This window comes from Labrenzia sp. 011 (assembly GCF_003075075.1).
Taxonomy (GTDB): domain Bacteria; phylum Pseudomonadota; class Alphaproteobacteria; order Rhizobiales; family Stappiaceae; genus Roseibium.
Window position 1 is genome coordinate 1 of sequence record NZ_QCYM01000034.1, and the last position, 25340, is coordinate 25340.

The following is a 25340-nucleotide window of genomic DNA, read 5'->3' on the forward strand; positions in this document are numbered from 1 at the left end:
AGACCATATGTTTCCAAGGGAGAAATCTCCGAGTACATTGTATCACTACACCAGTATAGACGCGCTTAGAGGTATAGCGTCGTCCGAAGAGTTACGCCTTTATCCAATAAGGAAGCGGATCGGGGAAGGCGGGGAAATGGAGGCTTTTGCTCGAGCACATAGACTGGACGGATATCTCACCAAAGACCAAGGAGATCCATATTACAAAGAGATGTCGAATGATATTTTCTATGTCTCTTTGACACGCACACCTCCAAAAGACCCTTCTTACATGTGGTCGTACTTCTCTCATGGATCCGGCGTACGCCTAGAGTTCATTGTGTGGCCCAAGGCTGCAGAGCTTCGCCCAGTTTACTACGAACAAGCAGGTACTAAAACACTTCTTGCTGACATCAATTCTGCTTTGGCTGCCGCCGGTGCGCCACCTTTCGTGCCTCACACGCTGTCTTGGATTGGCGCATTTTATCTCTCATCGCTTGTCAGTTCAGAAGACGAAGTTCGCCTCATGATGAAACGTCAAAAGGGTGGCCCTGACTTAACGCAATCCGACGGGCAATTTGACTACTGGCCAATTCCAATAGGTCCCAGTAATGCGATCTGCGAGCTCGACTTATCTGGTATTCACGTCGCTCCTGGCGGTGACCTCAGCAAAGTGACAAACGCCATTTCTGGCACTGCGTTCTCTTCAATTTCGCCCACAGGGCCTTAATAAAGCTAGGAACAACAACGTTTTTCGTTTCCAGCGCTAACCGCAAGTTTCCGATCTATATGTTTGCAAAATTGAGACGTTGCAGTTTGGTGGTACACAAGGGTACACTCAAGAACGAATGAATATGTTTAAAAACAAACTCTTATCATGAAACTCAACAAATCCCTCCTCCGCTACCAAATTTTCCAAGTCGCTCATAAATTTCCCGGCTGTCGCGCAACGTGCTTGTTTTTCTGATAGCAGCAAAGCGTTTGTGTCGAAGCGCGCAACTTCACTTGGAACCCAGAACAAGAATTGAATTACGGTAGGACGGCAAACTGCGCTAGCACGGCCGCAGTGAAACAACCGTGACACGAAATCGGGATTGTGCCGCTGGTTGCATGTCGGCTAGAAATACCAGTTCTGGAAGATACAAGGCTGGGGAGCGTCGATATGAAAACTCATAAATTAATGTGTGCCGCGCTCGCGTTCGGCCTGGCCGGGTGCGCGTCCGTCACCCGTGGGCTCAATGAGACTGTATTGGTCTACGCCTCGCCCGAGGGCGCGCAGATCGCCACCTCGGTCGGCCTGACCTGCAACACCTCGCCCTGCTCGCTTCAGGTCTCCCGCAAACAGGAGTTTTCGGTCACCGTCTCAAAGGACGGTTACAAGACCCAGACTGTCCATGTCGGCACCAAGGTCGCGCCTGGCGGCGTTGCCGGCATGGCGGGTAATGTCCTAATCGGCGGCGTGGTCGGCGTCGGTATCGACGCGGTCTCCGGCGCGACGCTTGACCACTCGCCAAACCCGGTCCTGGTCGAGCTGATCCCGAAGAACCCGTCCAACTCCAAGACACCCAGAGGCGATCTCTCCGAAATCAAAGAACAGCTCGCCGCCAAACAACGCGCCCAGGAAGAAGCTGCAATGCGGAAGTCTGGCGGGGTTTGAATAACGAGGGTGCAACAGAAGTCAAACCATGACCACGTTTAATATTAATCTGAACTACAACTCCCTACGAGAGAAGTCTCATATCTGGATTAGAAGGTCTTCAGTTTTTCTTGGGATCGCTTCTAATATTTTCCAGATTGCACCGGAAGTCTCGCATGTTCTGGATACGAAAGAACAAGTTATCATTGTTCCGCCTGAAGTTGGCCAAGCACTAAGACAAAAATTCTTGGAAGAATTTGAAACCTGGGTCATAGGAAGTGCACTAAGAGACTTAATCGAGGGCCATAGCAGTTTTCTTTTGCACTCGTACGGTTACGCTGAGCTGCTGGTCCCCGGTCCAATGCATAAAGGCATTCTAGAACAAAGAATAACAAATTTTGATAAACACAACGTCGTTCCTCGTAGCCGCAAGGTGTTCGAATTACTTGATTGTAAAGATGACTTTTCCCCAATGTTCGCGTCGTTGGTGAAAGCGCGCAATTGCTTTGCGCATAGGAACGGTATTGTCGCCAACCTCGATACCAACATCGATGACTCTCTTCAACTCGTCTGGCGTTTCCTGGCGCTGAAAGTCCCCGACGAGAATGAAGACCTTGTCCGGCTTGATCTGAATGAAATCGGAGAATATCCAGTAGAAGCAGGGCAATCGCTTAAAATTGGATCAGTGGAAGAGAAAAAATCCTTCAAAGTTGGCGAGCAAATTCGCCTTAATAAGCATGAACTAAATCAAATTTTACTAGGGTTTCATTTGGCCGCAGAAGCAGCGATTTCCGGTCTTCAATCCGTTGCGAAAAAGCTGGATGTGCCGTCAGATGCAGGTTCCTCCTGAGTTCCCACCTTCTCGGCGTCCATTGCGTCTCCAGCCAGCCGCAATACCGCAGAACTCTGCCGAAAAGGCTAAGGTGGGAACTTGAACCGCGCCGGTTTTGCCGGAGGCTGATTTTGGTTAGTTACGCGGCTCGTTCCTCAGTTTCCATAGCCGCATGGAAATTGGCCTCAGCTTCTGCCGGCGGAGTATTCCCGATAGGCTCAACCAAACGACGGTTTTTGAACCAGTCCACCCATTCGAGTGTTGCGTATTCCATTGCATCGAAATTACGCCATGGGCCGCGGCGGTGAATGACCTCGGCTTTGAACAAGCCGTTGATCGTCTCGGCCAGGGCATTGTCGTAACTGTCTCCGACGCTGCCGACAGAGTGGACTTGCCCGGTTTCAATGATGAACCATTCACTCTGTAGTCGCCGAACGGATGTCCTGAAAACAGGCGGGCCCGTCGCGCGTTTGAAGCCCAACCAGCGTGAAAGCTCCCGCCGGCGTCCTGTCCTCTTGCATGGACCTGTCGATCGAACCCGGCGCCCGGTCCGGCGGCGGTTCGCCCAGGACGAACCGTCCCCGGATCCGTCTACGGCTCAGCGCTGGAAGACACGCGTTCTTGTGCCGCCGGCAGGCCCCGTCCGGCTGACGGTGCAGGACTGGCTGTTTGTGCTGCAGTTGCGCGTGCGCGATGCCGTGCCGCCATAAGGGCCGACGACGTTTCGCGTGGTGTTGCACTCGCCATTGGCACATGTGCGGCTCTGGTTTGCCGAACCGCCATAAACGCCCGTTGTCGACCGCGTGGCCGTGCAGCTGTCCCCGGTACATGTGACCGCCCGATTGTGTGAGGTAACCCGTGCTGCCGGGGCCGCCGGGTGAACGGGCCTGTAGTAGTAGCCCCACCGGCCGTACCAGGGATAGGCGGCGTAATAGGTATTCCAGTAGGCCCGGTTATAGGCAACAACGCTGATGCCCACGGCAGGCGCGATTGCCGGGGTGACGATCACCGGATTGCCCTGGTAGATGACCTGGATGTAATTCGCGGAAACCCAGCCCCGAAAGGTGCCGAAACTCACGTCGCACCAGGAATAGCCGGAAACGCAGCCATAGGTCGTGATCCGCGTTCCCGCCGGCACGACGGTGACGACCGGATAGCCGGTCGACGGCCCCGCTCTCAGGTTCACGTTTCCCGTGGACACGGCAACCGTTGCCGCAGCTGCAAGCGACGACGCACCGATAAGGGTTGCCAGCGCGAGAAAAAGTCGTTTTATCATCGTGTTCTCCATTGTGGTGTGCCGCTTGCCTGGCAGCATTCGAAGACCTTCGTCCTGCAGCTTGGAACGGGTCTTTCCACTTCGTTACGTTGTGTTTCAATTTGTAAAACACGTCCTCTCCTCTCCGCTCTTGTCCCTGTGAGCGCGATCACGGTCGCCCCCCGATCCGACGCGATGAGCGGCGCTGTGGACCATTGCCCCGACAGTTGGCATTTCGTCAGACTTCCGGTTTGTATGATTTTGTAAACAGACCGTGTTTTCGTTTGATTTCGCGGGTCTGGCATGAATATCTGGGACCATGAAACCCGGTGCGAAGACCATATTGATCGTTGACGACGATCACGAAATCCGCCGTCTCGTGGGCGAATTTCTAAGCCGGGAGGGGTTCGAGGTCGTTTCCGCACAGGATCGGTGGGACATGGACGCCGCCCTGGAACGCGTTCAACCCGATCTGTTCATCCTGGACCTCATGCTGCCGGGCGAAGACGGGTTGTCCATCTGTCGCAGGCTGCGGGCCGAGGGCAACACGCCCATTCTCATGCTGACCGCAAAGGGAGATGAGACCGATCGCGTGGTCGGGCTGGAACTTGGCGCCGACGACTATGTCGTCAAGCCGTTCGGCCCGCGGGAACTGCTGGCGCGTGTCCGGGCGATGCTGCGCAGGGCTGAGGCGTCACCGTCTCAGCCCATGTCGAGACGCCATGCCTTTGACAGGTTCATCGTCGATCTGGACGCCCGGCAGGTCGAGACCGAGGATGGCGACCTGGTTGCCCTCACGAGTGCCGAATTTGACCTGCTGTCCTGCTTCGTGCTGCGGCCGCGCAGGGTACTGTCTCGCGATCAGATCCTGGACTGGACACGCGGGCGCAGCGCTGGTCCCTTCGACCGGACGGTTGACATCCTGGTCTCTCGTATCCGCAAAAAGCTGGAAAGCCACAGCCCCGGAAGCGCCTTGATAAACACCGTCCGCAACGGCGGCTACCTTCTGACCGCCTCGGTCCAGCGAGTGGCGTGAAATGCGCTTCGGCCTGGCCGTAAGACTGGTTTCCATCGGAGCAAGCTTGCTGCTGGTATTGTGGCTGCTGGTGCTGGGGCTTGCCTATCGCGAAGGCAGTCTGTCGCGCGCCACCTCCAATCCGGAACCTCGTCAACTGGCCGCAATCGCGGAGCTTTTCGCGCCCGCACCTGCTGCACGGCAGGATAGGCTTCTGGAGGCCGTGAGATCACCGGGTCTCGATGTCCAGATCGTTCCCCTTTCCGATGTGCCGGAATTCGACGCTCAGCTACTCGATAGCGCAGACCTTGTGCCCTATCAGGAGGTCCTGGGGCAGCGCCTGTTGAGCGCCCGGGCCCAGAAGCTGATCGGTCCGGACGGCATTCGCTGGCGTTTCAGAGCCATGCCTCCGCTCAGGTTCTGGATCGCGGCAGGCGAGAACCAGGCTCTCGCCATAGGTGTTCACCTGCCGTTTCCCGTTACGCCACTGGGCTTGCCCCTGGGCCTCGGCGCCGGTCTGCTCGGAACGGTTTTCGCCTTCATCGCCCTGCTTCTGTTTCACCGGGAGATCAGGCCGCTGGCAAGATTCGCCGCGGCGGTGGACAGGATAGACCTCTCCACCGAACCGGTGCCCTTGCCTGATACGCGCTCCGGCACGCCGGAGATTGCCGCCCTGGTGCGGGCCTTCGACAGGCTACAGAACCGGCTTCACACGATGACCCGGTCACAGATGGCATTGATCGGCGGGCTCCAGCACGACGTGCGCAGTTTCGCCACCCGCCTGAGATTGCGTCTGGAAAACCTGCCCGACGCATCGGAGAGGGACAGGGCAACCTCCGACATCACGGACATGATTTCCCTGCTCGACAACGCCCTGCTGATTTCCCGGGCAGGGGTCGGCGTGCTCGAAGAGGAACTGCTCGATCTCTGCGAGCTGGTCAGCGCCGAGTTTACCGAGTTCCGGGAAGCCGGGATGCCCGTCGAGGCCGGCGAGGATTTCGCGCGGAAGCAGGCATGGATCGTCGGCGACCGCGTTGCCCTCAGGCGTATCATCCTCAACGTGGTCGACAACGCCGTGAAATATGGAAACTTTGCAAGGGCGACGCTCGAAATGGACGACGAACGCATTTCCGTCCTCGTCGATGACGAGGGGCCCGGGTTTTCGGAAGAGGACAGAACCTTGCTGTTAGAGCCTTTCGTCCGCGCGGAACCCTCCCGTTCGCGGGGAACCGGAGGCGCGGGACTTGGCCTCTCCGTCGCGCGGTCGCTGACCGAGGCTCATGACGGCACCATCCGTCTGGAGAACACGCCAGGGGGTGGCCGGGTCAAGGTGACGCTGCCCCTGTTCAAGACGAGCTGAACGCGCCCGCCACCAACATAATGCAACAAATTCCCATCAGCGGGAAATCCGCCAGCCAGACTGGGGCTCCAGGGTATCTCCATCGATAATCAGCTGGAGCGTACCATGAACAGACCGATCCTCTTGTCACTTGTCGCCGGCGTTGCATTTGCCGTCGCCCTGCCCTTTGCCGCGGCCGCGCAGGTCAATCCCTTCGCTCTGCAATGCCCCGAGTATTCTCCCGAAATGCCGGTTGTGTTCGGCGGCTATCCCGACATCCATGACGTTGCGGAGCGCCTCGACCATTTGCGGAAATTCTATACCGGAAAGGTCCTCCGCTTCCGGCTGGCCGGGGCACTGACCTTGCAGGAAACAGCCATCGGCATCCGGGCCGACCAACAGGCCGAATGGCGCGCCTACACCAGGGCGGCGCTTGCTCTTGTCCCGGACGCCGCAACGGTGCGGGCTCTTGCCGGCGCACCTGACGAGGATCCTGCAGGGCCGGAAGCCTTCGGCCGGATCGAGTCTCTGGCGGATGTTCTTTCCGCCTACGGCGAGAAAGGCGAGGCACTGAAAACGGCCATCGAAAACCTGCGGGGCAAGCTGACGCAAGAGCAGCTTGAGGCCGCCCGTTTTCCCCGGATCAGCCTGAGATAACGCCCCCGCATGACCAGCGCAATTGCCGGTGCTCCATCTGCACCGGCAAAGACGGAGGCGCGACCGCAAGCGCTCCGCGCATCCGTCGACAGACCATCAGACAAAGGATGTTTTTCATGAGACTTGTGATTTTGGCTTTCTCGTTGCTGGGTGTCTCAGCCGCAAGCGCCCAGGACCTGACCCGCCAGCAAATGCGGGAGATCAGGAGCGCCTGCGAAGCCGACGTACGCAACCTGTGTGCAGGCAAACAGCCGGGCGGCGGCAGGCTGCTCCAGTGCCTGCAGGCCAACGCGGAGAACATGTCGCCTGCCTGCGCCAACAAGCTTTGGGAACTACAGGCGTCGCGCCCGCCCCAGTAAGCCCAAAAGCGGCGGCGCCTTGCACGCTGAGACGCCGTCGCCCTCCGTGTCGAGACTGCCCGGCGACAGCATGGGGCCCTTTCGGCAAGACCCTTCTGCCGGCGTTCCGGGCGTGCGCTGGGGTCAGCGAAAATCGGCCAGCTTGTCAGGCGTGTTGACGGCTCCGTGACAGGCAGCGCCCATCAGAACAGGCGTTTGCGACATGCCCCTCTGACGAGCCCGCGCGCACGGTCCATTCTGTTCCGGATGTCCAGCCGTTCCCGGTTACTGCTGATCCGCGCGAACCACCTTGCCATTTACCGTCATGGGCTCACCGTCCAGGGAGAGCGAACAGCCGCGCAAGGGGATATCCAGGTGACAAGGCGTATCGCGGTCGCCCCCGGCTTCCGTATTGGGGCCGGTGGAGAAGAGGAAGTTCCCGGCGAAGGACCGCGAATCCATGCTCAGTCCGGCTTCCCGGTCGTAGAGGCCGAGGGTCGTCCAATGCGCCCGCGGCTCCAGACCCCAGCCGACATGGGCCATGGCGAAGGCGTCGGGATCATTGAAGCTTTCCATGAAGCGCAGCATGTATTCCGCCGTGAAGCCCCCGTCGATATCGGTCACGATACCGTCCTTGATCGTCAGGATGACTTTTTCGCGCGCATACATCTTGAAAGGCAGCAGAATGTCGCCCGCATCAATGACGATGGTTCCGTTGGACGACCCCTCGTCGGGCCAGCGGGCGACGAAGCAGCTCGGCCAGTGATCCCAGCGGCCCGGTTCATCCGCCAGCCCGTATTGGGTCAGGACCGGATACTGCCCGAGACCGCAGGTGAAATCGGTGCCTGCATCGGAGGTGACCGTCATGACCCTGGCCGCGGACATGACTTTCTCGGCGTTCAGGACCCGCGTCTTGCCCTCTGCGGTCGGAAGCATGCGCATCATCACTTCCGGCGGTTCGACCGCGAGCAGAATACGCGTACCGGTCTTCAGGATATCTTCCTGTTCCTTCGAGAAGAGCAGCTGCATCGTGTCGATGATCATGTCGGCGGCCATCAGACCCGCCAGGGCGGCGGTGTTGAAGGCAAGCGGCGTCTTGCCGACATAGCCGGACTTGTCCCGGCTCAGCGCCTTTTCACCATTGATCGGCGGCAGGTTGATCATGGTCAGGATGCCACCAAGCTGCGCGATGGCGATCCGGCAGGTCCGGACGATCTGGGGGTTCGAATCGTCGCTGGTCAGGATGGCGATCTGCTCACCGTCCCTGACCCGGCACATTTCCAGCACCTGCTTCCAGGCAATCACGAGGTCTGCATCGCTAATGGCCATATTCGCATCTCCGGCTTTTGGAATGGAAACATCGGCTAGACCGATGTGAAACTCCGGTTGAAATGGACGAGGGCGGGCACACCCTCGCGGACGCGCACCTTGCGGACGGTTCCGAAAAAAACCGCGTGCGTTCCCTTGTCGATCCTGTCGGAAATTTCGCAATCGAGATTGGCGAGTGCCCCCTCCAGGACGGGCGCCCCGGTCTTCAGGGTGGCCCAGGAAAACGGCGTAAACTGTTCGACACCTCTGCGCCCGGTCTGGCCGGCGAAGCAGAGCGCCGCCTCCTCGTCCTCGCCGCCCAGCAGATTGACGCAGAACGAACCCGCCTCGCGGATCGCCTCATAGCTTTCTCCGGCCCGGTTGACACAGACAAGCAGGGTGGGCGGATCCATCGTCACGCTGCAGACCGCGGACGCGGTCACCCCCCTCCGGCCGGAGCCTTCGCCGGCGGTGATCACCGTCACGCCGGAGGCAAACAGGCGCATCGCGCTCTTGAAGGTGTCGGCAATCCCGGCAGAAGACGGGTCTTCGTGGACCTCGGGGTCTCGCATGGGGGATATCACGTCAAAGGTCCTCCTCTGAATCCCGGTGCCAGATGGGCAGTTTGGCCAGTTGCTCCATGATGGAAGGCCCCAGCAGCACGACAACGAAAAGCCGCACCGTCTGGAAGGTCAGGACAATCGGCACCTGCGCATGGCTGGCGACCGCAACCAGCGCAACCGTTTCGATGCTGCCGGGAGCCGTTGCCAGGAAGGCCGTCAACGGATCGACCGGCAGAAACAGCATCAGGAGACCGCCAAGCAGAAGCCCCGCGAGGTTCAGGGCCACGCAGGAGACCAGAATGACCGGAACATAGCCGATCAGCTTGATCAAGGTGCCCTTGGTGAACTTCAGCCCGATCTCCAGACCGATGATGGCAAAGGTCAGGCCGATCGCCTCGTCCAGCAGGACGATGTGAAAGCTTCCGCTGGCTTCCAGGCCGGACCCGATGATCAGGGGAACGAGCATGGAGGCCGCCGGAATGAAACTGAGCCGCCCGAGCGGAATGCCAAGACAGGCGATCGCGGCCGAGACCAGGAGCGCAAACAGGCTGGACTCGGCCACCGTGTCTGGTGAAAGCCCCATTCCGGTCGCGTCTCCTGCACCGAAATGGGAGATCAGCGAGACCGTGAAAATGACGGATGCCAGACGGGCATATTGCATGAGTGCCACGACACGGCCGTCGATACCCCGTTCCAGGGCAATGACGACCATCGCCCCCGACATGCCCGGCAGGCTGCCGAGAATGGCCGGTTGCGCCGGAACCTTTCCGAGGCGGTTGATCCCCCACCCGGCCGCGAAGGAAACGAAAAGAGTGAGCGCGGTCACCAGGATCAGCAGCGGCCAATAGGCCATGGCGTCCATGAGGACGGCAGGCGTCATGCTGCGCGCGATGAAGACCCCGGCAAACCCCTGAGCGAGCCGGTAGAGCGGCCGCGGCATGGCCATGCCGGATCCGTTGATGCCGAAAACGATGCCCGCGATCATCGACCCCAGCAAGGCCGAGGCGGGAAACTGCAGAAGGGCCAGGAGAAACCACAAAACCGCGGCGAGCGCGAGCAGTCCCGCCCAGCCGGCCATCTTCTGCAGATACCTTCGTTCCGTCAGGGCTCCATCACGCGGGACCACCATCAATAGAGCCTGTCCGAAAAGCCGAGCACGCTCTCGATATAGGCTGCCGCATCGAGCAGCTTGCTGTCCTCGCCGTAACACCCGACAAGCTGAACCCCAACCGGCAAGCCGTCATGAAGCGCAACCGGCAGGCTGAGACAGGGAACCTGCATCGTGGTCCAGGGCGTGTTGAAGACCGGCGCGCCGGTTACAGACAGGCCTTGCGGCGCGGTGCCCGGCGCCGGCGGGGTCAGGAGCACGTCGATGCCGTCCATCAGAGCCGGGAGTGCCTCGCGCTGGCGGATTGCTTCCAGCTTCGCCGCTTCGTAATCCTCCAGCGTGGCTGTCCCAAGGATGGTCAGGAAATCCTTCGTGTTGCGGCCGAGCCGGTCCCAGTGATGCAGCCGCTCATAGCCCAGCGCCCGGGTCGTCTCCCAGCCCATGATGCCATGATGGGCCTGATGCAGCCGGTCGAAGCCCTCCGGCACGTCGATGACCCTGACCGTGACGCCCGCATCCACGAGACGCCGTTCCGCGGTTTCCATCGCCGCTACGGCCGCAGGTTCCGCAAGCTCCCAGCGGGACGTCCTGAAAAGTCCGACGACAGGTTTTGCGGGATCGCCCTGGACCTCGAAAGCGGGCCGTCCGGCCACATGCGCCGTGACCCAGGCGACATCGCGCACGTCCCGGCCGATGAGGCCGAGCGTATCGAGCGTATGGGACAGGACCTTGACGCCGGAAGCATCCAGCACGCCGTAGGTCGGCTTGAAGCCGGTGACACCACAATAGGCGGAAGGCCGGATGATCGATCCGGCGGTCTGGGTGCCGAAGGCGACATGGACCATGCCGGCGGAGACGGCCGCACAGGACCCGCTGGAGGATCCCCCCGGCGTATGGGCCGGGTTGTAGGGATTTCGGGTCTTGCCGGGATGGGACATGGCAAACTCGGTGGAGACCGTCTTGCCCATGACCAGCGCATCGGCGGAGCGGGACAGGACGACACAGGGCGCGTCCCAGTAGGAATGGAACCCCTCGTAGATGTCCGAGCCGTAGCCCGTCGGCATGCTTTTCGTGTCGATGACATCCTTCACCCCGACAGTGACGCCGGCAAGCGGGCCATGGGCTCCGCTTTCGTCAAGCCGGGCCGCCTCGGCAAGAACCTGTTCCGCCGACAGGTGCTTCCAGGCCTGGACGTCCGGCTCGCGCGCGTCACAGGCTTCCAAAAAGGCCGCAGCAACATCGACGACCCTGAGGCTGCCCTCCGCCACCTTTCGCGCCGTATCCCTGGCACTCAGCTTCAGTATGGATGTCGGGCTTTCAGAGGTCATTCGGCGGCTCCGCTTTTGGCCGTAAACCCGGCCCTGTCGAGGGGGGGACGCTCGGCAAACCAGGGTCTGGCGCGTTCGAGCTGACCAGCCAGCGAAAACAGGAGCGCTTCCTGGCCATAGGCCGCGCCGAAGTGGACGCCGATCGGCAATCCCTCCGAAGAAACTCCGAAGGGGACGCTCATTGCCGGACAGCCGGACGCGTTGAAGGCACAGGTGAAAGGCCCATGCGACCAGAAACGGTTATAGAAGGCATCCAGGGTGGTTCCGACACCCGCCATCTCGCCAATCCCGGGCGGCAATTCGCCCGTGGTCGGGGTCAGGAGGATGTCGTAACGGGCGAAGAAACGCCCGAAGGCACGAGCTGTCGCGTGCAGCTGGTTGACGGCGGCAAGATACTCCGCGCCGGTCTTTTCCGCACCTTCGCGCACCCATTCCGCATTGACCGGTTCCAGCCGGGCCGCCGGATCATCGATCCCCAGCGCCCTGCCTCTCGCGGCCACCGCGAGCGCCACGTTCACACCGGCGATCACCCGCCAGGCATCCTTCAGGGCGTGAGCGTCGTAGCCCGCGTCGTCGGCCTCTTCGACGGTATGCCCGAGATCTTCCAGCAATCGCGCGGCCTCGCGCGTCCTTTCAAGGATCTCCGGGTGCACAGGCGTTCCGACCGGAGACTTGAGGGTCATGGCGATCTTCAGGGAACGCGGATCGCGGCGGCTTGCCTCCAGGAAGCTGGTTTCCGCCGGCGGGCAACCATAGGGATCGCCGACATCGGCTCCCGCAGTCGCGTCGAGAAGAGCCGCGTTGTCCCGCACCGACCAGCTGAGCGCGTGAGGCGTGGACATGCCAGCGATCGCCTCGACCGCCACGGGCCCGAGCGGGTTGCGCATGCGGCTGGGCTTGAAGCCGAAGAGTCCCGTATGGGCGGCCGGCAACCGGGTCGAGCCCGCCCCGTCGGAGGAATTGGCAATAGGCAGGATACCGGCGGCGACGGCCGCCGCCGCTCCTCCGGAGGATCCGCCGGGACCGTGGTCCGGCGCCCAGGGGTTGCGCGTCGGACCGAAGGCCTGAGGCTCAGTGGCGAAACTCAGCGCGAATTCCGGTGTGTTGGACTTGCCGAGAATGACCAGACCTGCCTTCTTGTAGCGCTCGACAAGGGTGCAGTCGCCGCGTGAGACCATGTCCCGGAACAAGTCGCTCCCGGTGGAAAGCAGCATGCCCTCGACGTCGAGCCCTGTATTCTTGATCAGAAAGGGAACCCCGGAGAAAGGCCCCTCCGGCAGACCTTCGTCCAATGCCGCTTGAGCGAGATCGAAATGCTCGTGAACGACGCAATTCAGACCAGGATTCAAGTCCTCGATCTGCCGGACAGCCGTCTCGAACAGTTCCTGCGCGGACACCTGGCCGCTCTTGACGAGGTCCGCCAGGCCGAGGGCGTCATATGCGATATAGTCTGAAATCTGCATCTGCTCTTACGTGATCTGGCTTAGAAAAAGCGACTTGTCCCAGTAGTCCCGGGTCCCCTGAAGGGTTCCATCCGAAAACTCGAATACGTGGACACCCGGCAGCCTGATGCTGCGTGGCGCCGGGTCGTCCCCCTTCTCTTTGGGCTTCGGAGTGAAGGTTCCGGTCATCTCGTAGCTGACAAGGATGCTTTCGGTGGACCGGATTCGCTGACGTTCCTGCCAGTGGACATCCGACAGCATGCGAAACAATCCCTCGAGTCCCGCGCGCAAGGCCGCATGGCCGGACCGCAGGCCGCCCATGGCGACCTCCTCATGCCAGCCTTCGCTCGCGTAGAGCCTGGTGGCGGCATCGGCATCATGGGCATTGTAGGCGCTGTAAAACGCGCTGACGATCCGGTCGATGTCAGACATGGCGATCTCGGAAACCCTATTTGAAAGGAACAGGATGTAGAGGGAGACGGCCCACCGGGCGCCGCCTCCCGAACGTGACTACCAGTCCATGCCGGCCAGTTTTTTCACCTGGGCGACATAGTCTTCGCGGTTGACCTCGTCGTAAAGACGCGCCCGCAGACGCGGTGCCGGACTGGCGTTGACGTTTTCGAACAGCGCGACGCGACCTGCCAGGGCACCGGTGGTCATGTCCCAGATGAAGTTCATCAGAAGCTCCTTCTGCATGGCCGTGACGCCGTGCCCGGGCAGAAGGTCGGCCAGATAGTGGCCGATTTCCGGATTCTCGAAAGCGTCCTTGCCAAAGCGCATGACAAGACCCTGACCGCACATCTCCTGCAGGATATGGATGATCTTGGGATAGTTTTCGATCGAGTATAGCCGCCCGGCGGTGAGCATCGACACATCCGGCGTCAGCACACCGGCTTCCGTCAGTGTGGCCTGAGCTTCCGCCGCGATGACAAAGGCGCGCAGGGTCTGGGCGTATTCGATCAGCTCTCCCAGCATCAGCTGCACGGCCGGGATCTTGCCGGTACCGAGCACGTCGAGCACCATCTGGCCGGCGCCGACAAACAGTTCCGCCTTGACCGCGAGACGGGTCAGAACGTGCCAGTGCGCGAAGACGCAGACCGGACCGTACCAGGACATGCCGGTGGGATCACCGAGATTGAAGATCTTGTCCTTGGGCACGAAGACATTGTCGAAGATGATGAACTGGTCGGCCTCTTCGCCCATGGACGAAATCGGATGATCGAACTTGTCGGCACCAGGCTGAGAAACCATCTCGCGCGAGATCATCTTGATGCCGGGCGTGTTGATCGGAACCGCGCCCCAGACGCAGGCCTCTGGCGGCGTTGTGGTCAGACCGCCCAGATTGGTGAAGAAAATGTCATTGGCCTGGGCGGCGATCGAGCCCACGGTCTTGGCGCCCGACACGACAATACCATCCGCGCGCGCTTCCTTGACGCGGAGAAAGGCCATTTCGGCGGCTTTCGGATTGGAGCGGTCCGTTTGCGGACCGGCCAGGCTTTCGGAGGCGGTCAGATTGTTCGTCCGTCCGAACTCCATGTAGGCTTCGATGTTCTCGACGAAATCCGGCGAGCACCCGTCGATCATCGACTTCTTTTCCTTGAAGGCCGCGCGGTGCGCCATCAGGCCCGCGACGATAGCCGGCGAAAGGTCTGGCGGGCGGCCGAACGTCCCCGCAGTCTTGAGACTGGTGTATTCGATCATCTTGCGCCGGTCGGTCAGCTCTTCCGGTGTGGTCGGCACCTGCCAGGCACGGCTGACGATCTCGTTTGTGGTCGGCTCCAGATAGGTCGTCTCGTCGGCATGCTCTTCCGAGAACTGGTCGTCGAACATGGACGCGATCAGGTCAACACCGGCTTTCAGGGCCGGTTCGTCGGTAACCTTGTCCAGCTTTCTGCCCCCAACCCAGATCTGGCGGCCGTCGTCGAGGGAGGCCTTGAACTCCTCACCGGTTTTCAACCGCTTGATAACGGCTTCCGACGTCTTCGACACTGATGCATCCATGCTGCTGCTCCTAAAAACCGACCCGCACGGGTCGGCCGTAAACCCACTGGAATGGCTTTGCGCCGTTTTCTTTTTGCGATTCCGCGGAACTTGAACGCACCTGCGAAAACCCGCTTCAAGGCTACTCACCACAACCAAAAAAAATCAACCATTTTTTTTGGTTGATTTCAGTTGACCAATTTATGAGCCTGACTATAGTTGATGCAAATATCCGCTTCACGGCAACAGAAGCGTTCGCAGCCCTCCGCTGACATTCGGGAAAGCATATGTTTTTCTTTGACTTATCCTCAAAACTGAATGGCAGCACCGCAGAGCGGGCTGGGCTTGCGAAGACCTTCACAGGCCTTCCGCAAGGCAATTCAACCGGCATAACAGGAAAAACCGGACATCGTTTCCGAACATTTCAGTTGAATTGGTTCAACCATTTTACCAGCCTTTCTGTCGAGAAAGATTTCGACCCGGCCCTTCCACGACCGGCCGACCGGGCCGCACCAGAGCCGTTCCACCGGCATCCGGTCTCCGGAACCGTTGAGGTAATAGACGGTACCGCTGCCGGGATCCGACCAAAGATCGCCAACCACCTGCTCACCCGGACCGGCCCGACCGACTTCGGCGGAAAACCAATGCGCCAGGCTGACCATGCAGGCCATGTCCTCCTCACCGGTATTGGCAATGTCCAGCGGCACCTGTTGCAAGCCTTCGGTGCCGCGCTCGACACCCTCCGAGGACACGGCAACACCGGACCCGTTAAGCAACACCAGAAATACAAAAATAATTTTCTTCACACTCCACCTTCCAGTCTTTGTTTTTTTTCAAAATAAAATAAATAATAAATAAAGTAAATATTAATATCGCAACAAAGGGGAACAATATGAATAGAAAATATACTTTTATGGCGGGAATTATTTCCGCTATAGCCATCACATCCACGCCTGTTTACTCGGAGGATATTGAGTCTATTGCAATACTCACTCCCGAACAGGGCACCGATTTCGGCTGGAACCAGCAGGGTGTTGACGGTGCCAAGGCTGCAGGCGAAGCCACGGGCGTCGAAGTTGTGACCGCGGAAAATCTCGGTTACGGCGACGTTCGCGCCACATTGCGGGAGTTGGCCGAAGAAGGTCACGGGCTGCTGATCGCCCACGCCAGCGGCTACAACACGGCCGCACCGGAAATCGGCACCGAGACCGACGTGAAGGTCGCCATTGTCGACAGCCCCTCCTCCCTGAAAGAAGGCGCGGTGGCCGATTACACCGCAAGCGGTCATGCAGGAGCCTATCTGGCCGGGCATCTTGCCGCCAAGATGAGCCGGCTCGGCACGGTGGGGATCGTCGTCTCCGGTGAGCCGCCCTCGTGGAACTCCCAGTCCGCTGCATTCGCCGAGGGCGTCAAGGCGGAAAACCCCGACACCGTCATCCGCTATGCGGTTATCGGCCCGGCAGCCTACGCGGATGCCGCAGGCGGCAAGCGCGTGACCGAATCCCTCATCGCGGCCGGTGCCGACATTATTTTCGGCCAGGGCAACGGCTCCTCCTTCGGCATGCTGCAGGCGGTGGAAACCACCAAGGCGACCGACGGAGGCAAGGTCTATTTCATCGACGTGATCGGCGACAAGACCTCGATCGACAAGGGCCATCTCCTGAGTTCGGTTCTGTGGAATTTGACACCGGTCTACACCGCAATGATCGAAGACATCAAAGCGGACAAATTCGGCACCCGGAACTACGACATCAACCTTGCGGACGATTCCGTTTCCCTGCTGAAGACCGAGCACATTCCGGATGATGTCTGGTCGCAGATCATGGATCTGCGTCAGGAAATCATCGACGGCAACATCGTCGTCGAGCCCAAGTTCGACGCGGCCTCGGTCCAGGCGCTGGTCACTCAGCTGGACTGAAGCGGACCTCGACAAGACTTGCCGGGCGATGTTTCGCCCGGCTCTTTATTCCTCAATTAGGCAAGACGAATGGCCGGAACCTCTGCAGCCGCGACCGCGCTTGACCCGAACGGTCCGCTCGTATCCGTCAGGAACGTGAGCAAACGCTTTCCCGGGATCCTCGCCAACGACCGGATCACCATCGACTTCTGGCCCGGTGAAGTTCACGTACTGCTTGGCGAGAATGGCGCGGGCAAGTCAACCCTCGTCAGCATGCTGACCGGGTTCCTGCAGCCCAGTGAAGGCCAGATCGAAGTTGCGGGCGTTCCGCAGGACCTCGCCTCGCCCCAGCGCGCGCTCGATCTCGGGATCGGCGCCGTCTACCAGCACTCCATGCTCGCCCCCACCCTTACCCTGGCTGAAAACGTCTCTCTGGGGCGCTCCTGGTGGCGGAGACCAGACAGACGGGGAATTGCCGATGAAATGCGCAAGACCGCAGCTTCGGTTGGTATAACGATCCGGCCGGAGGCCCTGACAAGCGCGCTTTCGCTTGGCGAGCGTCAGCAGGCGGAAATCGTCCGCGCTCTCATGCGCGGCAGCCGTTTCCTCATCCTCGACGAAGCAACCGCGATGCTGACCCCCAAAGATGCCGAAAAACTCGGAAACCTGATGCGCCGGCTCGCGCAGGACGGCCGCGGCGTGGTCTTCATCACCCACAAGCTCAATGAAGCCGTGTCCTATGGGGACCGGATATCCGTGTTGCGTCAGGGCAAGCAGGTAGGCGGCCTGACACCGGAACGCCTGCGGGCCATGGACAAGGACGAGGCTCGCGACGAGATCGTCCGGCTCATGTTCGGCGCCCGCACGGCCAGCAGCGAGATGACGAAGGTCGCCTCCGCGCCGCGGCGTCGGATCGACGGAACGGAAAAGCCGATTCTGGAAATTCTTGCGCTGGAAGTGGATGACGACGCAACGCCGGTTTCCGGCATCGATGTCAAGATCCGCCCCGGCGAGATCGTCGGCATCGCCGGAATCGATGGAAACGGCCAGGTACAGCTTGCCGAGGCCCTGGCGGGCCAGCGCCCCGTCAGGGACGGACGCATCTATCTGGATGGCGTGCCGATCGAAGACAAATCCATCGGCGCCCGCCGAAACCTGGGGCTCAGTTATGTCACCGACGACCGGCTTGGCGAAGGTATCGTGGGCACCTTCCCGGTCTCGTTGAACCTCCTCCTCAAACAGATCGGTGACACGCCGTTCTGGAAACATGGCCTGGAACAGCCGCTGGAAATTGCCCGGAATGCGGAAGAGAAGGTCTCCGCATTCGACATTCGCACGCCGGGCATCGGCACACCCGCGGGAAAACTCTCGGGCGGCAACATCCAGAAACTCCTCCTCGCCCGCGAGCTCGGTGAAAAGACCCGGGCGGTCATATTCGCAAAGCCGACCTACGGGCTCGATCTGCAGAACATCGAGGCCTCACGCAACCGGATCCGCGAGGCCGCGGACGCCCGAAAGGCGGTCTTGCTGATCTCCACGGAACTCGATGAGCTTCTGGAGCTGAGCGACCGCATTGCCGTCATGTCGCAGGGGCGCATCGTCGGAATCGTGGACAACAATGAAACGGCGCGCCAGCGCGTCGGAGAACTGATGAGTGGTGTTGGCGAATGACCAGCGAGATGGCAATCGCGCCTGATTCGGGCGAAAATGAACGCAAGTCGCGGCTGAACATGCGCGACGACCGGCTTCACTTTCTGATCATCACCATCGGACCGGTCCTGGCGACACTCGTCATCGCCAGCTTCATCCTCATGGCGATGGGGGTCAGTCCGCTGGACTATTACGGCTACATCTTTCAGCGCGGGATGTTGTCGCCGTCGGGCGTTCAGGCAACGCTGACACGGATGGGGCCGCTGCTTCTGATCGCCGCCAGCCTCATTGTCTGCTTCCGGGCAGGCATCTGGAACCTCGGAGGCGATGCCCAGTTCATTCTCGGCGCCGTCTTCGTGGCAGCCGCGGGCCCGGAACTGGTGGCAATCCTGCCGGTATGGCTGATGCTGCTACTGTGCCTTTCCATCGGCGCGGCCGCGGGAGCCGTCTGGTCCCTCGTCCCGGCCTTTCTGAGAGCCTATCAAGGGATCAACGAGATCATCACCACCATGATGATGACCTTCCTCGGCGGTTCCCTGGCGAATGTTCTCGTCAAGCTCGTCTTTCTTGATCCGGAAACGACGGTTCCCCAAACCCGCACCCTGGCCGTTTCCGACCGCCTGCCAAGACTGTTCGACACGACCGTTTCCAGCGGCGTTCTGCTTGGGCTGGCGGCGGTTCTGATCGTTCATTTCACCATGAACCGCACGGCCTTCGGCCTGCGTCTGCGCATCGTCGGCGCCAATGCCAAGGCGGCGGTGCATGCCGGACTGCCGGTTGCGACCCTGACCGTGATCGTCTTTTCCCTTTCCGCCGGACTCGCCGGCCTGGCCGGCGCCGTCGCCGTGCTCGGCCAGACCGGCAATGTACGCGCGGACTGGAACCCGGCCTACACGCTGACCATCGTGCCCTTGGTATTCCTCGCCCGCTTCAACGGCTTCGCCACCATCGCCTTCGTGTTCCTGTTCTCGGTCCTTTCCATCGGCAGCGAAAGCGCGGCGCGGCGGCTCGGCGTTCCCAACTACTTCACCCTCGTCACCATGGCGACGCTGCTCATCCTGATGGCGGTCGCCGAAATGATCGATCAGCGCCGACGCAAGAGAAAGGAGGTCTGAGATGGCACTCTTCACCGAAGCATTCCTGACCGCCCTTCTTGCCGGAGCGATTTCCGCTGGCATTCCGCTGCTCCTGGTCGGTCTCGGCGAGCAGATGTCGGAAAAATCCGGGGTCCTCAACATCGGCATCGAAGGCATGATGCTGGCCGGGGCCTATACCGGCTTCCTGATCGCCTGGAAGACCGAATCCATGGGGCTCGGTTTCCTGGCCGGGGCCGGAGGCGGCATGTTCGTCGCCCTGTTCATGGCGGTTCTATGCGTACGCCTGGGGCTCAACCAGATCGTCATCGGCATCTCGCTGACCCTTGGCGCCGAGGGAGCGACCGCGATCCTTCATTACTTCCAGTTCAGCCGCACCTATCCCCGGCTGCCGGCCACCTTGAAGTGGGACATTCCGTTCTTGCATGACATTCCGGTCGTCGGCCCCGCCCTGTTCGGCCGCGAACCGATTGTCTATTTCGCCCTGTTTCTGGTGTCGGTCTTCGCATATCTCTACCGGCGCACCCATTTCGGCCTGGCTCTCCAGGCCGCGGGCGACAAGCCGGCGGCACTCGATTCCTCGGGGGTCGACGTGCTCAAGGTGCGGGCAGTGGCGGTCCTCACCACCGGGGCCCTGGCCGGTCTCGGTGGCGCCTTCATGGCCATTGTCGGCGCAGGCATTTTCGTGCCCTTCATGACCCACGGAAACGGCTTCATCGGCATCGTTCTGGCCATGCTCGCCCGCGGCCGGCCGCTGTGGGTGCTGGGCGGCGCCACGCTGTTCGGGGCCTGCCTCTCCCTGACGACCGCACTCCAGGTCGCCGGCATCGACATTCCGACCGACGTCATCCAGATGCTTCCCTTCGCGGCCGTGATGGTCGTGCTGATAGTTCTCGGAAGCAAGGCCAACCTGCCGGTGTCGCTCGGCACGGCCTACGCCCGCGGGGAGCGTTGAAGAAAATGCCGCCGCTCCGTCCTCTCTTCCCCTTCTACTGACAAAAGAACCGATACCCATGTCCAGGCACAGACAACCGACCTTTACCCTGACCACCGGCCCGGTGAACTGCTATCCGGAAGTCCTTCAGGGGCTCGCGCGTCCGGTGCTTTACGACTACGACCCGGTGTTCCAGGAAACCTACGAGCGGGTTTCCCGCAAACTTTGCAAGGTCATGGCAACCGATGAACCTCCGTTGATCCTTCAGGGCGAACCCGTGCTCGGACTTGAAGCGGCGGCCGCCTCCGCCGTTTCCGGCGAGGACGTGGCGCTCAACCTCGTGTCGGGTGTCTATGGAGAAGGCTACGGTTTCTGGCTGCAGCGGTATTGCAAGGAGCTCCTGGAAATCCGCGTCCCCTTCAACGAAGCCATTGACCCCGCCAGCGTGGAAAAGATGCTCGCCGAAAGGCCGGATATCAAGGTTGTTGCACTCTGCCACCACGACACGCCGTCAGGCACGATCAATCCGGTGCGCCAAATCGGGGAAATTGTCGCAAGGAGCGGCGCCATCTTCATTGTCGATGCGGTCTCCTCATTCGGTGGCATGAACGTCCTGCCAGACGACGTTAAGGCGGATATTTTCGTGACCGGACCGAACAAGTGCCTCGGCTGTCCTCCCGGCCTGTCGCTGCTGTCTGTTTCCGAGGCCGCCTGGAGAAAGATCGAATCCAATTCCACGGCCCCCTCCGCCTCCATCCTGAGCCTTTCCGACTGGAAGACCGCCTACAAGGCAAGCGAACCCTTCCCTTTCACTCCGTCGGTCGCCGAGATCAACGGCCTTGAGGCCGCGGTCGATCGGTATCTCGAGGAGGGCGAGCATGCGGTCTGGGCGCGCCATGCGCTGACCGCAAAGGCCTGCCGCGCCGGTGCGAAGGCCATGGGTGTCCGTCTGTGGCCGGCCTCCGAGGACATTGCTTCGCCGACCACAACGTCCGTGACCTTGCCCGAAGGTGTCACCGACGCCGCCTTGCGGGGAAAGATGCGCGACAGGTACGGCGTCATGATCTCCTCGGGCCGGGGAGAAACCCATGACAAGCTCGTACGCATCGGCCACATGGGGCCGACGGCCGAGCCGCTTTACGCAATTGTGGCCCTGACCGCGCTTGGCAGCGCGCTGTCGGAGCTGACAGGCAAGGCTTACGATATCGGCGCAGCCGTCACCGCCGCCATGGAGGTCATCACCAAGGCTGAATGACCAAAACAGCAGACCGAAATATTTTTTGGTTGAACTTTCGGGAGCAAGTGCTCAAAAGCTTTCCCACACAGGATAAATTCGATACTTTGTAGCCTAGTTCGAACTGGAGATCGGATGGATTTAACAACCACATCGCAACCGATTCGGGAGAAGGCGAACTATTCTTCTCCCTCCAAAGAACGTCTCAAACATTTTATCTCCTGCACAAACAGAAATACCGAACATTTATAAGAAAATTATCACGGGAGGAAGAAGTTGACTGATTTGAGCATGGAAAAGAAAATCCGATCGTTGGACGAAGGCGCCCCGACTGCGCCCGATGCAGTGCCGAAGAAGCTGGGAAATCTGATTGAAAGTCTGCGCGACGTCCTGCGCAGCGAAGGAGAACTTCCACCCGAACGTGTGCTGGCCGAAAAACTCGACGTGAAGCGGTACACCTTGCGCAAGGCATTGCAGGTGCTGCGGGAACTTGGCGAAATCGAGCCAGCCAAGACCGGACGACGTGCAAATTCGCCAAACGGTACGGTTCAGAGCGGGCGCATCGCCCAGTCGACCAATCCACTGGAAGTCATGGAAATGCGCATGCTTCTGGAACCTGCCCTGGCGCGGCTGGCGGCGCTGCGCGCTTCTCCGGTGGAAATCGAGCGGATCCTGAATGCGGCGAAATCCCCTGCGGGCATGAATCCGAGCGAGGCCGACCAGCTATTCCACCGGGCGATTGCGGCAGGGTCGCGCAACAGCCTGGCCAGCGAACTGCATGTATTGCTGCATCAGGTCCAGAACGACAGCCGTCTCCGCTTTGCCGACAGCGACAGCGAGACCACTGCGGAACGCGTCGCGGCCCGTGACGCGGAGCACGAGCTGATAGCCGGCGCCATCGCTCGCCGCGATCCGGACAGTGCGGAAAAAGCCATGTGGGAGCACCTTGCCGTGGTTCAGCGCAAGATCATCAGCCGGCTTGGCGTCGGCTCCATCGATGCCGCCTAGAGCGTGTCGCGTTTAAGTGGCTTCAGAAAGACACCGGAGGCAGCGTTTGCATCGCAAATGCGTTCGGGCGATTTCCTGAATTCAAGTCAGCGCGACACGCTCCAGCCGAGGCTCCAACCGCTGAGGTTCATGGTCCATGGGCAAGTACAATGTTCTGATTATCGGTGGAGGTTCGGCCGGATGCGTTCTGGCAAACCGCCTTTCCGCGGATGGTCGAACGGCCGTCGCCCTCGTCGAAGCCGGAGGGAGACCGACCGACCCGGACATTGCCGTGCCGCAGATGTGGCCGTTCATCCAGGGACGGGACTTCGACTGGTGCTACGAAACCATACCGCAACCGGGAACAGCCAACCGGCGTCACGCCTGGCCGCGCGGCAAGGTTCTGGGCGGGTCGAGCTGCCTGCATGCCATGGCCCATGTCCGGGGCCATCCGGAGGACTTCGCGTCCTGGGCGGACGCCACAGGCTCGTCCCGCTGGTCCTACGACGGCCTGTTGCCGGGCTTTATCAAAAGCGAAAGTTTCTCCGAAGGGCAGACCGCCTATCATGGCACGGAAGGTCCCCTGCCCGTCTATCTTCCCGGTGATGACGTCAACCCGGTGATCTCCGCCTACATGCAGGCCGGGCAATCCCTGGGCGTTCCGAAACTGAGCGACCACAACGGCCCGGAACTGATCGGCACCACACCGAACTCGCTGACCATCCGCAATGGACAGAGGGTAAGCGCCGCGGATGCCTATCTGTTTCCGGTCCTGGACCGCTCGAATCTGACCGTTCTGTCCGGAACAGCGGCCCTGAAGCTTCTCCTGGACAGGAATCGCGTGACCGGTGTGGAGGTACTGCAAGATGGCAAGATCCAAACACTGGTCGCGGATGAATATATCCTGAGCGGCGGCACCATCGCCAATCCCCTGCTTCTGATGCGCTCAGGCATCGGTCCGGAAGAGGATCTCGCGCGCATAGGCGTGCCGCTGTTGCTCCGCCGCGAGGCGCTGGGTCAGAACCTGCAGGACCACCTGCTCGGAGCGGGCAATGTCTACCGGTCCAGAAAACCGGTCCCGCCCTCCAAGCTTCAGCTTTCTGAATCACTCATGTATCTGAGCGCGGAAAACCTGACCAGATCGGAAGGCAAACCGGACGTGGTACTGGGCTGTGTGACCGGGCCAAGCGTTTCCGAGTGCTTTGATGCGCCACCGCCCGGAGAGGCCTACACACTTCTCTTCGGTGTCACCCACCCGACCAGCCGCGGCGTCCTGAGGCCGAGCGGAGCCGGCCTGGACGACAAGCCTCTCCTTGATCCCGCCTATCTGCAGACGGAAGCCGACCGGGCACATTTCCGCCGGGCGCTGGAATATGCCCGCGAAGTCGGTCACAGCGAAGCGATGTCCGACTGGAGGCTGGAGGAAGTGCTGCCCGGCAGGAATGTACGAACCGCTGCTGAGGTCGACGCGTTTATCGCCCGCGCTGCCATTACCCATCACCACCCGGTCGGCACCTGCCGTATGGGGGCCGACGAAGAGGCGATCGTGGCGGAGGACCTTAAGGTCAAAGGTCTCGACAACCTGCACATCGTCGATGCTTCCGTCTTCCCCACGCTGACTTCCGGGCCGGTGCACGCGGCCATTCTCGCGGTGGCGGAAACCTTTGCGGAAGAAATGATCAGCCACTGAATAGTCATGCAGCCGCGGCTGGAGTCCGGTCGGTGCTTACGCCGACCAGCGCAGGTCGAGCAATTCGCCCGCTTCATCGCCATTTATGAGTTCACACCTGGCGCGCGCGACTGGCCGGATTGCCGGAAGCCGGACTTGCAGGTGGATACAATCAGGAATTATCTGATGGCATCGTAGCCCGTCTTGAGCTTTTTGATTGCATCATTGACCTCGTCCGCGTGTTTGGCGACCTCCTCAACGATCGTCATTGCATCACCTTCTGTCAGGGCAACACCTGCCGGCTTGAGCGATGCGACCAGATCCAATGCTGCCTTCTTCTTGTCCGCCGCAGTGATCTTGATCGCAGCAGGTACGGAAGAAAGTGCACCGCCGGCGACCTTCTTGAGGATAGTCCAGACCAGCCGGAGCGCAGTCATGCGCGCGTTGAAGCCGTTCTTGCCGATTTCGCCCAGCATGGAGCCAGTAAGTTTGGCGATCTTTTTCTTGTCACTTGCCATACCTTCGGGAATGTTGCGTGCAACATCTTCGCCAAACATAACGACAGCGGCCTTCGTGCCCTTCCAGGCGGCAAACAGGGCTGCATCCACGATTTTGTCCCACAAGGTCGGGGCGTAGGTTTTCAGTGTCTTGCGCGCTTCCAGAACCAGGCTGATGGCTGAGGCCCACTTTGGAAAATTGTCTTTGTTCTTGGCTGTCCACTCCGCCACCTTCAAGCTGACATCCGCTGTAAACACAAACGGGTTCGCTGAGGCGACTGCAAGGAGAAATACCATCTCCATTTCGATCAGCACCTGGGTCGACTTCAGTCTTTTCCCCACATGCGCGGTGCCTGCATAAAGGATGTCTGTAACAAAACCTTCCCGGTTCTGTCGGTAGATCACCCCTTCCTTTACCTTTGCGATGTCGGAGGTGATCTGTTGATAGGTGATGATGCCGTTGGGCTTCAGTGTCAACGGCGGAGCAAAATCAGTCCAATGGGCGGAGTAAAAGTCGTCCACTTGCGGCGCACGCATGAGACCGCCGGGAGGGCGTAGCCCGAGCGGGGGTCTCATGCGTGCGCTGCGATTTTTCGGG

The 25340-nt window shown here is 60.5% G+C and carries 24 protein-coding genes and 1 pseudogene; 15 read left to right on the forward strand and 10 right to left on the reverse strand.

The genetic code is table 11. The annotated features are described in order from the left end of the window. From DCO57_RS23380 to DCO57_RS23385, 3 genes are all read left to right on the forward strand, one after another. The coding region (locus DCO57_RS23380; RefSeq protein WP_205756241.1) for a hypothetical protein at window positions 1-709 on the forward strand (709 nt) is incomplete at its 5' end. A 432-nt stretch (window positions 710-1141) separates the two neighbouring features. After that, complete coding sequence (locus DCO57_RS21505; protein WP_116700980.1) at window positions 1142-1636, forward strand: translation initiation factor 2; 495 nt, start codon at window positions 1142-1144, stop codon at window positions 1634-1636. A 28-nt stretch (window positions 1637-1664) separates the two neighbouring features. Next, window positions 1665-2465, forward strand: coding sequence for a hypothetical protein (locus DCO57_RS23385; protein WP_133192730.1), 801 nt, complete (start codon window positions 1665-1667; stop codon window positions 2463-2465). A 121-nt stretch (window positions 2466-2586) separates the two neighbouring features. Here the strand turns inward: DCO57_RS23385 and DCO57_RS21515 are convergent. Further along, a pseudogene (locus DCO57_RS21515) lies at window positions 2587-2832 on the reverse strand (integrase core domain-containing protein); the annotation flags it as partial. Window positions 2833-3045: 213 nt separating this feature from the next. Next, complete coding sequence (locus DCO57_RS21520; protein WP_116701000.1) at window positions 3046-3723, reverse strand: SH3 domain-containing protein; 678 nt, start codon at window positions 3721-3723, stop codon at window positions 3046-3048. Window positions 3724-4021: 298 nt separating this feature from the next. Between DCO57_RS21520 and DCO57_RS21525 the strand changes: the two genes are divergently transcribed. The 4 genes from DCO57_RS21525 to DCO57_RS21540 all read left to right on the forward strand — a co-directional run bounded on the left by DCO57_RS21525 (window position 4022) and on the right by DCO57_RS21540 (window position 7072). Further along, a complete protein-coding gene (locus DCO57_RS21525; protein WP_116700982.1) occupies window positions 4022-4738 on the forward strand; it encodes a response regulator transcription factor in 717 nt (238 codons plus the stop codon). Window position 4739: 1 nt separating this feature from the next. After that, the gene (locus DCO57_RS21530; RefSeq protein ID WP_116700983.1) at window positions 4740-6077 is read left to right on the forward strand and encodes a HAMP domain-containing sensor histidine kinase; all 1338 of its coding nucleotides are present in this window, start codon (window positions 4740-4742) and stop codon (window positions 6075-6077) included. 105 nt (window positions 6078-6182) lie between these two features. Continuing rightward, window positions 6183-6713 carry a hypothetical protein gene (locus DCO57_RS21535; RefSeq protein WP_116700984.1) on the forward strand — a complete coding sequence of 177 codons (531 nt, stop codon included), beginning with the start codon at window positions 6183-6185 and terminating at the stop codon, window positions 6711-6713. A gap of 116 nt (window positions 6714-6829) precedes the next feature. Continuing rightward, a complete protein-coding gene (locus DCO57_RS21540) occupies window positions 6830-7072 on the forward strand; it encodes a cysteine rich repeat-containing protein (RefSeq protein ID WP_116701001.1) in 243 nt (80 codons plus the stop codon). A 264-nt stretch (window positions 7073-7336) separates the two neighbouring features. Here the strand turns inward: DCO57_RS21540 and DCO57_RS21545 are convergent, their stop codons facing one another. The 7 genes from DCO57_RS21545 to DCO57_RS21575 all read right to left on the reverse strand — a co-directional run bounded on the left by DCO57_RS21545 (window position 7337) and on the right by DCO57_RS21575 (window position 14801). After that, window positions 7337-8380: a 2,5-dihydroxypyridine 5,6-dioxygenase gene (locus tag DCO57_RS21545; RefSeq protein WP_116700985.1), complete on the reverse strand. Its 1044-nt coding sequence runs from the start codon at window positions 8378-8380 to the stop codon at window positions 7337-7339. A 35-nt stretch (window positions 8381-8415) separates the two neighbouring features. Further along, window positions 8416-8931: a flavin reductase family protein gene (locus DCO57_RS21550; RefSeq protein WP_116700986.1), complete on the reverse strand. Its 516-nt coding sequence runs from the start codon at window positions 8929-8931 to the stop codon at window positions 8416-8418. A gap of 13 nt (window positions 8932-8944) precedes the next feature. Beyond that, window positions 8945-10051: an AbrB family transcriptional regulator gene (locus DCO57_RS21555; RefSeq protein WP_116700987.1), complete on the reverse strand. Its 1107-nt coding sequence runs from the start codon at window positions 10049-10051 to the stop codon at window positions 8945-8947. Continuing rightward, window positions 10051-11358: an amidase gene (locus tag DCO57_RS21560; protein WP_116700988.1), complete on the reverse strand. Its 1308-nt coding sequence runs from the start codon at window positions 11356-11358 to the stop codon at window positions 10051-10053. The genes DCO57_RS21555 and DCO57_RS21560 overlap by 1 nt, the downstream gene beginning before the upstream one ends. Then, window positions 11355-12821 (reverse strand): amidase, encoded by a 1467-nt coding sequence (locus DCO57_RS21565; RefSeq protein ID WP_116700989.1) that lies wholly within the window; start codon window positions 12819-12821, stop codon window positions 11355-11357. Before DCO57_RS21565 ends, DCO57_RS21560 begins: the two co-directional genes overlap by 4 nt. 6 nt (window positions 12822-12827) lie before the next feature. Further along, complete coding sequence (locus tag DCO57_RS21570) at window positions 12828-13232, reverse strand: nuclear transport factor 2 family protein (protein WP_116700990.1); 405 nt, start codon at window positions 13230-13232, stop codon at window positions 12828-12830. Window positions 13233-13310: 78 nt separating this feature from the next. Continuing rightward, window positions 13311-14801: a 4-hydroxyphenylacetate 3-hydroxylase N-terminal domain-containing protein gene (locus tag DCO57_RS21575; RefSeq protein WP_116700991.1), complete on the reverse strand. Its 1491-nt coding sequence runs from the start codon at window positions 14799-14801 to the stop codon at window positions 13311-13313. 266 nt (window positions 14802-15067) lie between these two features. On the opposite strand from DCO57_RS21575, the gene DCO57_RS23390 reads away from it, so the two are divergent. The 8 genes from DCO57_RS23390 to DCO57_RS21615 all read left to right on the forward strand — a co-directional run bounded on the left by DCO57_RS23390 (window position 15068) and on the right by DCO57_RS21615 (window position 24266). Continuing rightward, complete coding sequence (locus DCO57_RS23390) at window positions 15068-15622, forward strand: hypothetical protein (RefSeq protein ID WP_133192732.1); 555 nt, start codon at window positions 15068-15070, stop codon at window positions 15620-15622. Window positions 15623-15693: 71 nt separating this feature from the next. Further along, window positions 15694-16698: a BMP family protein gene (locus DCO57_RS21585; protein ID WP_205756243.1), complete on the forward strand. Its 1005-nt coding sequence runs from the start codon at window positions 15694-15696 to the stop codon at window positions 16696-16698. A 69-nt stretch (window positions 16699-16767) separates the two neighbouring features. Further along, window positions 16768-18348, forward strand: a complete 1581-nt coding sequence (locus DCO57_RS21590) for an ABC transporter ATP-binding protein (RefSeq protein WP_116700994.1) — start codon at window positions 16768-16770, stop codon at window positions 18346-18348. Beyond that, complete coding sequence (locus DCO57_RS21595; RefSeq protein ID WP_165814806.1) at window positions 18345-19442, forward strand: ABC transporter permease; 1098 nt, start codon at window positions 18345-18347, stop codon at window positions 19440-19442. The genes DCO57_RS21590 and DCO57_RS21595 overlap by 4 nt, the downstream gene beginning before the upstream one ends. A gap of 1 nt (window position 19443) precedes the next feature. Then, window positions 19444-20376, forward strand: coding sequence for an ABC transporter permease (locus DCO57_RS21600; protein ID WP_116700995.1), 933 nt, complete (start codon window positions 19444-19446; stop codon window positions 20374-20376). A gap of 58 nt (window positions 20377-20434) precedes the next feature. After that, window positions 20435-21610 (forward strand): alanine--glyoxylate aminotransferase family protein, encoded by a 1176-nt coding sequence (locus tag DCO57_RS21605; protein ID WP_116700996.1) that lies wholly within the window; start codon window positions 20435-20437, stop codon window positions 21608-21610. Window positions 21611-21865: 255 nt separating this feature from the next. Next, window positions 21866-22597 carry an FCD domain-containing protein gene (locus DCO57_RS21610; RefSeq protein ID WP_133192733.1) on the forward strand — a complete coding sequence of 244 codons (732 nt, stop codon included), beginning with the start codon at window positions 21866-21868 and terminating at the stop codon, window positions 22595-22597. Between the two features lie 136 nt (window positions 22598-22733). After that, window positions 22734-24266: a GMC family oxidoreductase N-terminal domain-containing protein gene (locus DCO57_RS21615; RefSeq protein ID WP_116700998.1), complete on the forward strand. Its 1533-nt coding sequence runs from the start codon at window positions 22734-22736 to the stop codon at window positions 24264-24266. A 158-nt stretch (window positions 24267-24424) separates the two neighbouring features. Here the strand turns inward: DCO57_RS21615 and DCO57_RS21620 are convergent. Further along, window positions 24425-25340 (reverse strand): hypothetical protein (locus tag DCO57_RS21620; RefSeq protein ID WP_205756244.1); only part of this gene is annotated, 916 nt, incomplete at its 5' end.

Coding starts and splice junctions, on each gene's coding strand:
- DCO57_RS21615 (WP_116700998.1), top strand. CDS start 22,734: ATGGGCAAGTACAATGTTCTGATTATCGGTGGAGGTTCGGCCGGATGC.
- DCO57_RS21560 (WP_116700988.1), bottom strand. CDS start 11,358: ATGACCTCTGAAAGCCCGACATCCATACTGAAGCTGAGTGCCAGGGAT.
- DCO57_RS21540 (WP_116701001.1), top strand. CDS start 6,830: ATGAGACTTGTGATTTTGGCTTTCTCGTTGCTGGGTGTCTCAGCCGCA.
- DCO57_RS21550 (WP_116700986.1), bottom strand. CDS start 8,931: ATGCGAGACCCCGAGGTCCACGAAGACCCGTCTTCTGCCGGGATTGCC.
- DCO57_RS21565 (WP_116700989.1), bottom strand. CDS start 12,821: ATGCAGATTTCAGACTATATCGCATATGACGCCCTCGGCCTGGCGGAC.
- DCO57_RS21605 (WP_116700996.1), top strand. CDS start 20,435: ATGTCCAGGCACAGACAACCGACCTTTACCCTGACCACCGGCCCGGTG.
- DCO57_RS21505 (WP_116700980.1), top strand. CDS start 1,142: ATGAAAACTCATAAATTAATGTGTGCCGCGCTCGCGTTCGGCCTGGCC.
- DCO57_RS21600 (WP_116700995.1), top strand. CDS start 19,444: ATGGCACTCTTCACCGAAGCATTCCTGACCGCCCTTCTTGCCGGAGCG.
- DCO57_RS21520 (WP_116701000.1), bottom strand. CDS start 3,723: ATGATAAAACGACTTTTTCTCGCGCTGGCAACCCTTATCGGTGCGTCG.
- DCO57_RS21570 (WP_116700990.1), bottom strand. CDS start 13,232: ATGTCTGACATCGACCGGATCGTCAGCGCGTTTTACAGCGCCTACAAT.
- DCO57_RS21585 (WP_205756243.1), top strand. CDS start 15,694: ATGGCGGGAATTATTTCCGCTATAGCCATCACATCCACGCCTGTTTAC.
- DCO57_RS23390 (WP_133192732.1), top strand. CDS start 15,068: ATGTTTTTCTTTGACTTATCCTCAAAACTGAATGGCAGCACCGCAGAG.
- DCO57_RS21595 (WP_165814806.1), top strand. CDS start 18,345: ATGACCAGCGAGATGGCAATCGCGCCTGATTCGGGCGAAAATGAACGC.
- DCO57_RS21535 (WP_116700984.1), top strand. CDS start 6,183: ATGAACAGACCGATCCTCTTGTCACTTGTCGCCGGCGTTGCATTTGCC.
- DCO57_RS21530 (WP_116700983.1), top strand. CDS start 4,740: ATGCGCTTCGGCCTGGCCGTAAGACTGGTTTCCATCGGAGCAAGCTTG.
- DCO57_RS21525 (WP_116700982.1), top strand. CDS start 4,022: ATGAAACCCGGTGCGAAGACCATATTGATCGTTGACGACGATCACGAA.
- DCO57_RS21555 (WP_116700987.1), bottom strand. CDS start 10,051: ATGGTGGTCCCGCGTGATGGAGCCCTGACGGAACGAAGGTATCTGCAG.
- DCO57_RS21575 (WP_116700991.1), bottom strand. CDS start 14,801: ATGGATGCATCAGTGTCGAAGACGTCGGAAGCCGTTATCAAGCGGTTG.
- DCO57_RS23385 (WP_133192730.1), top strand. CDS start 1,665: ATGACCACGTTTAATATTAATCTGAACTACAACTCCCTACGAGAGAAG.
- DCO57_RS21545 (WP_116700985.1), bottom strand. CDS start 8,380: ATGGCCATTAGCGATGCAGACCTCGTGATTGCCTGGAAGCAGGTGCTG.
- DCO57_RS21590 (WP_116700994.1), top strand. CDS start 16,768: ATGGCCGGAACCTCTGCAGCCGCGACCGCGCTTGACCCGAACGGTCCG.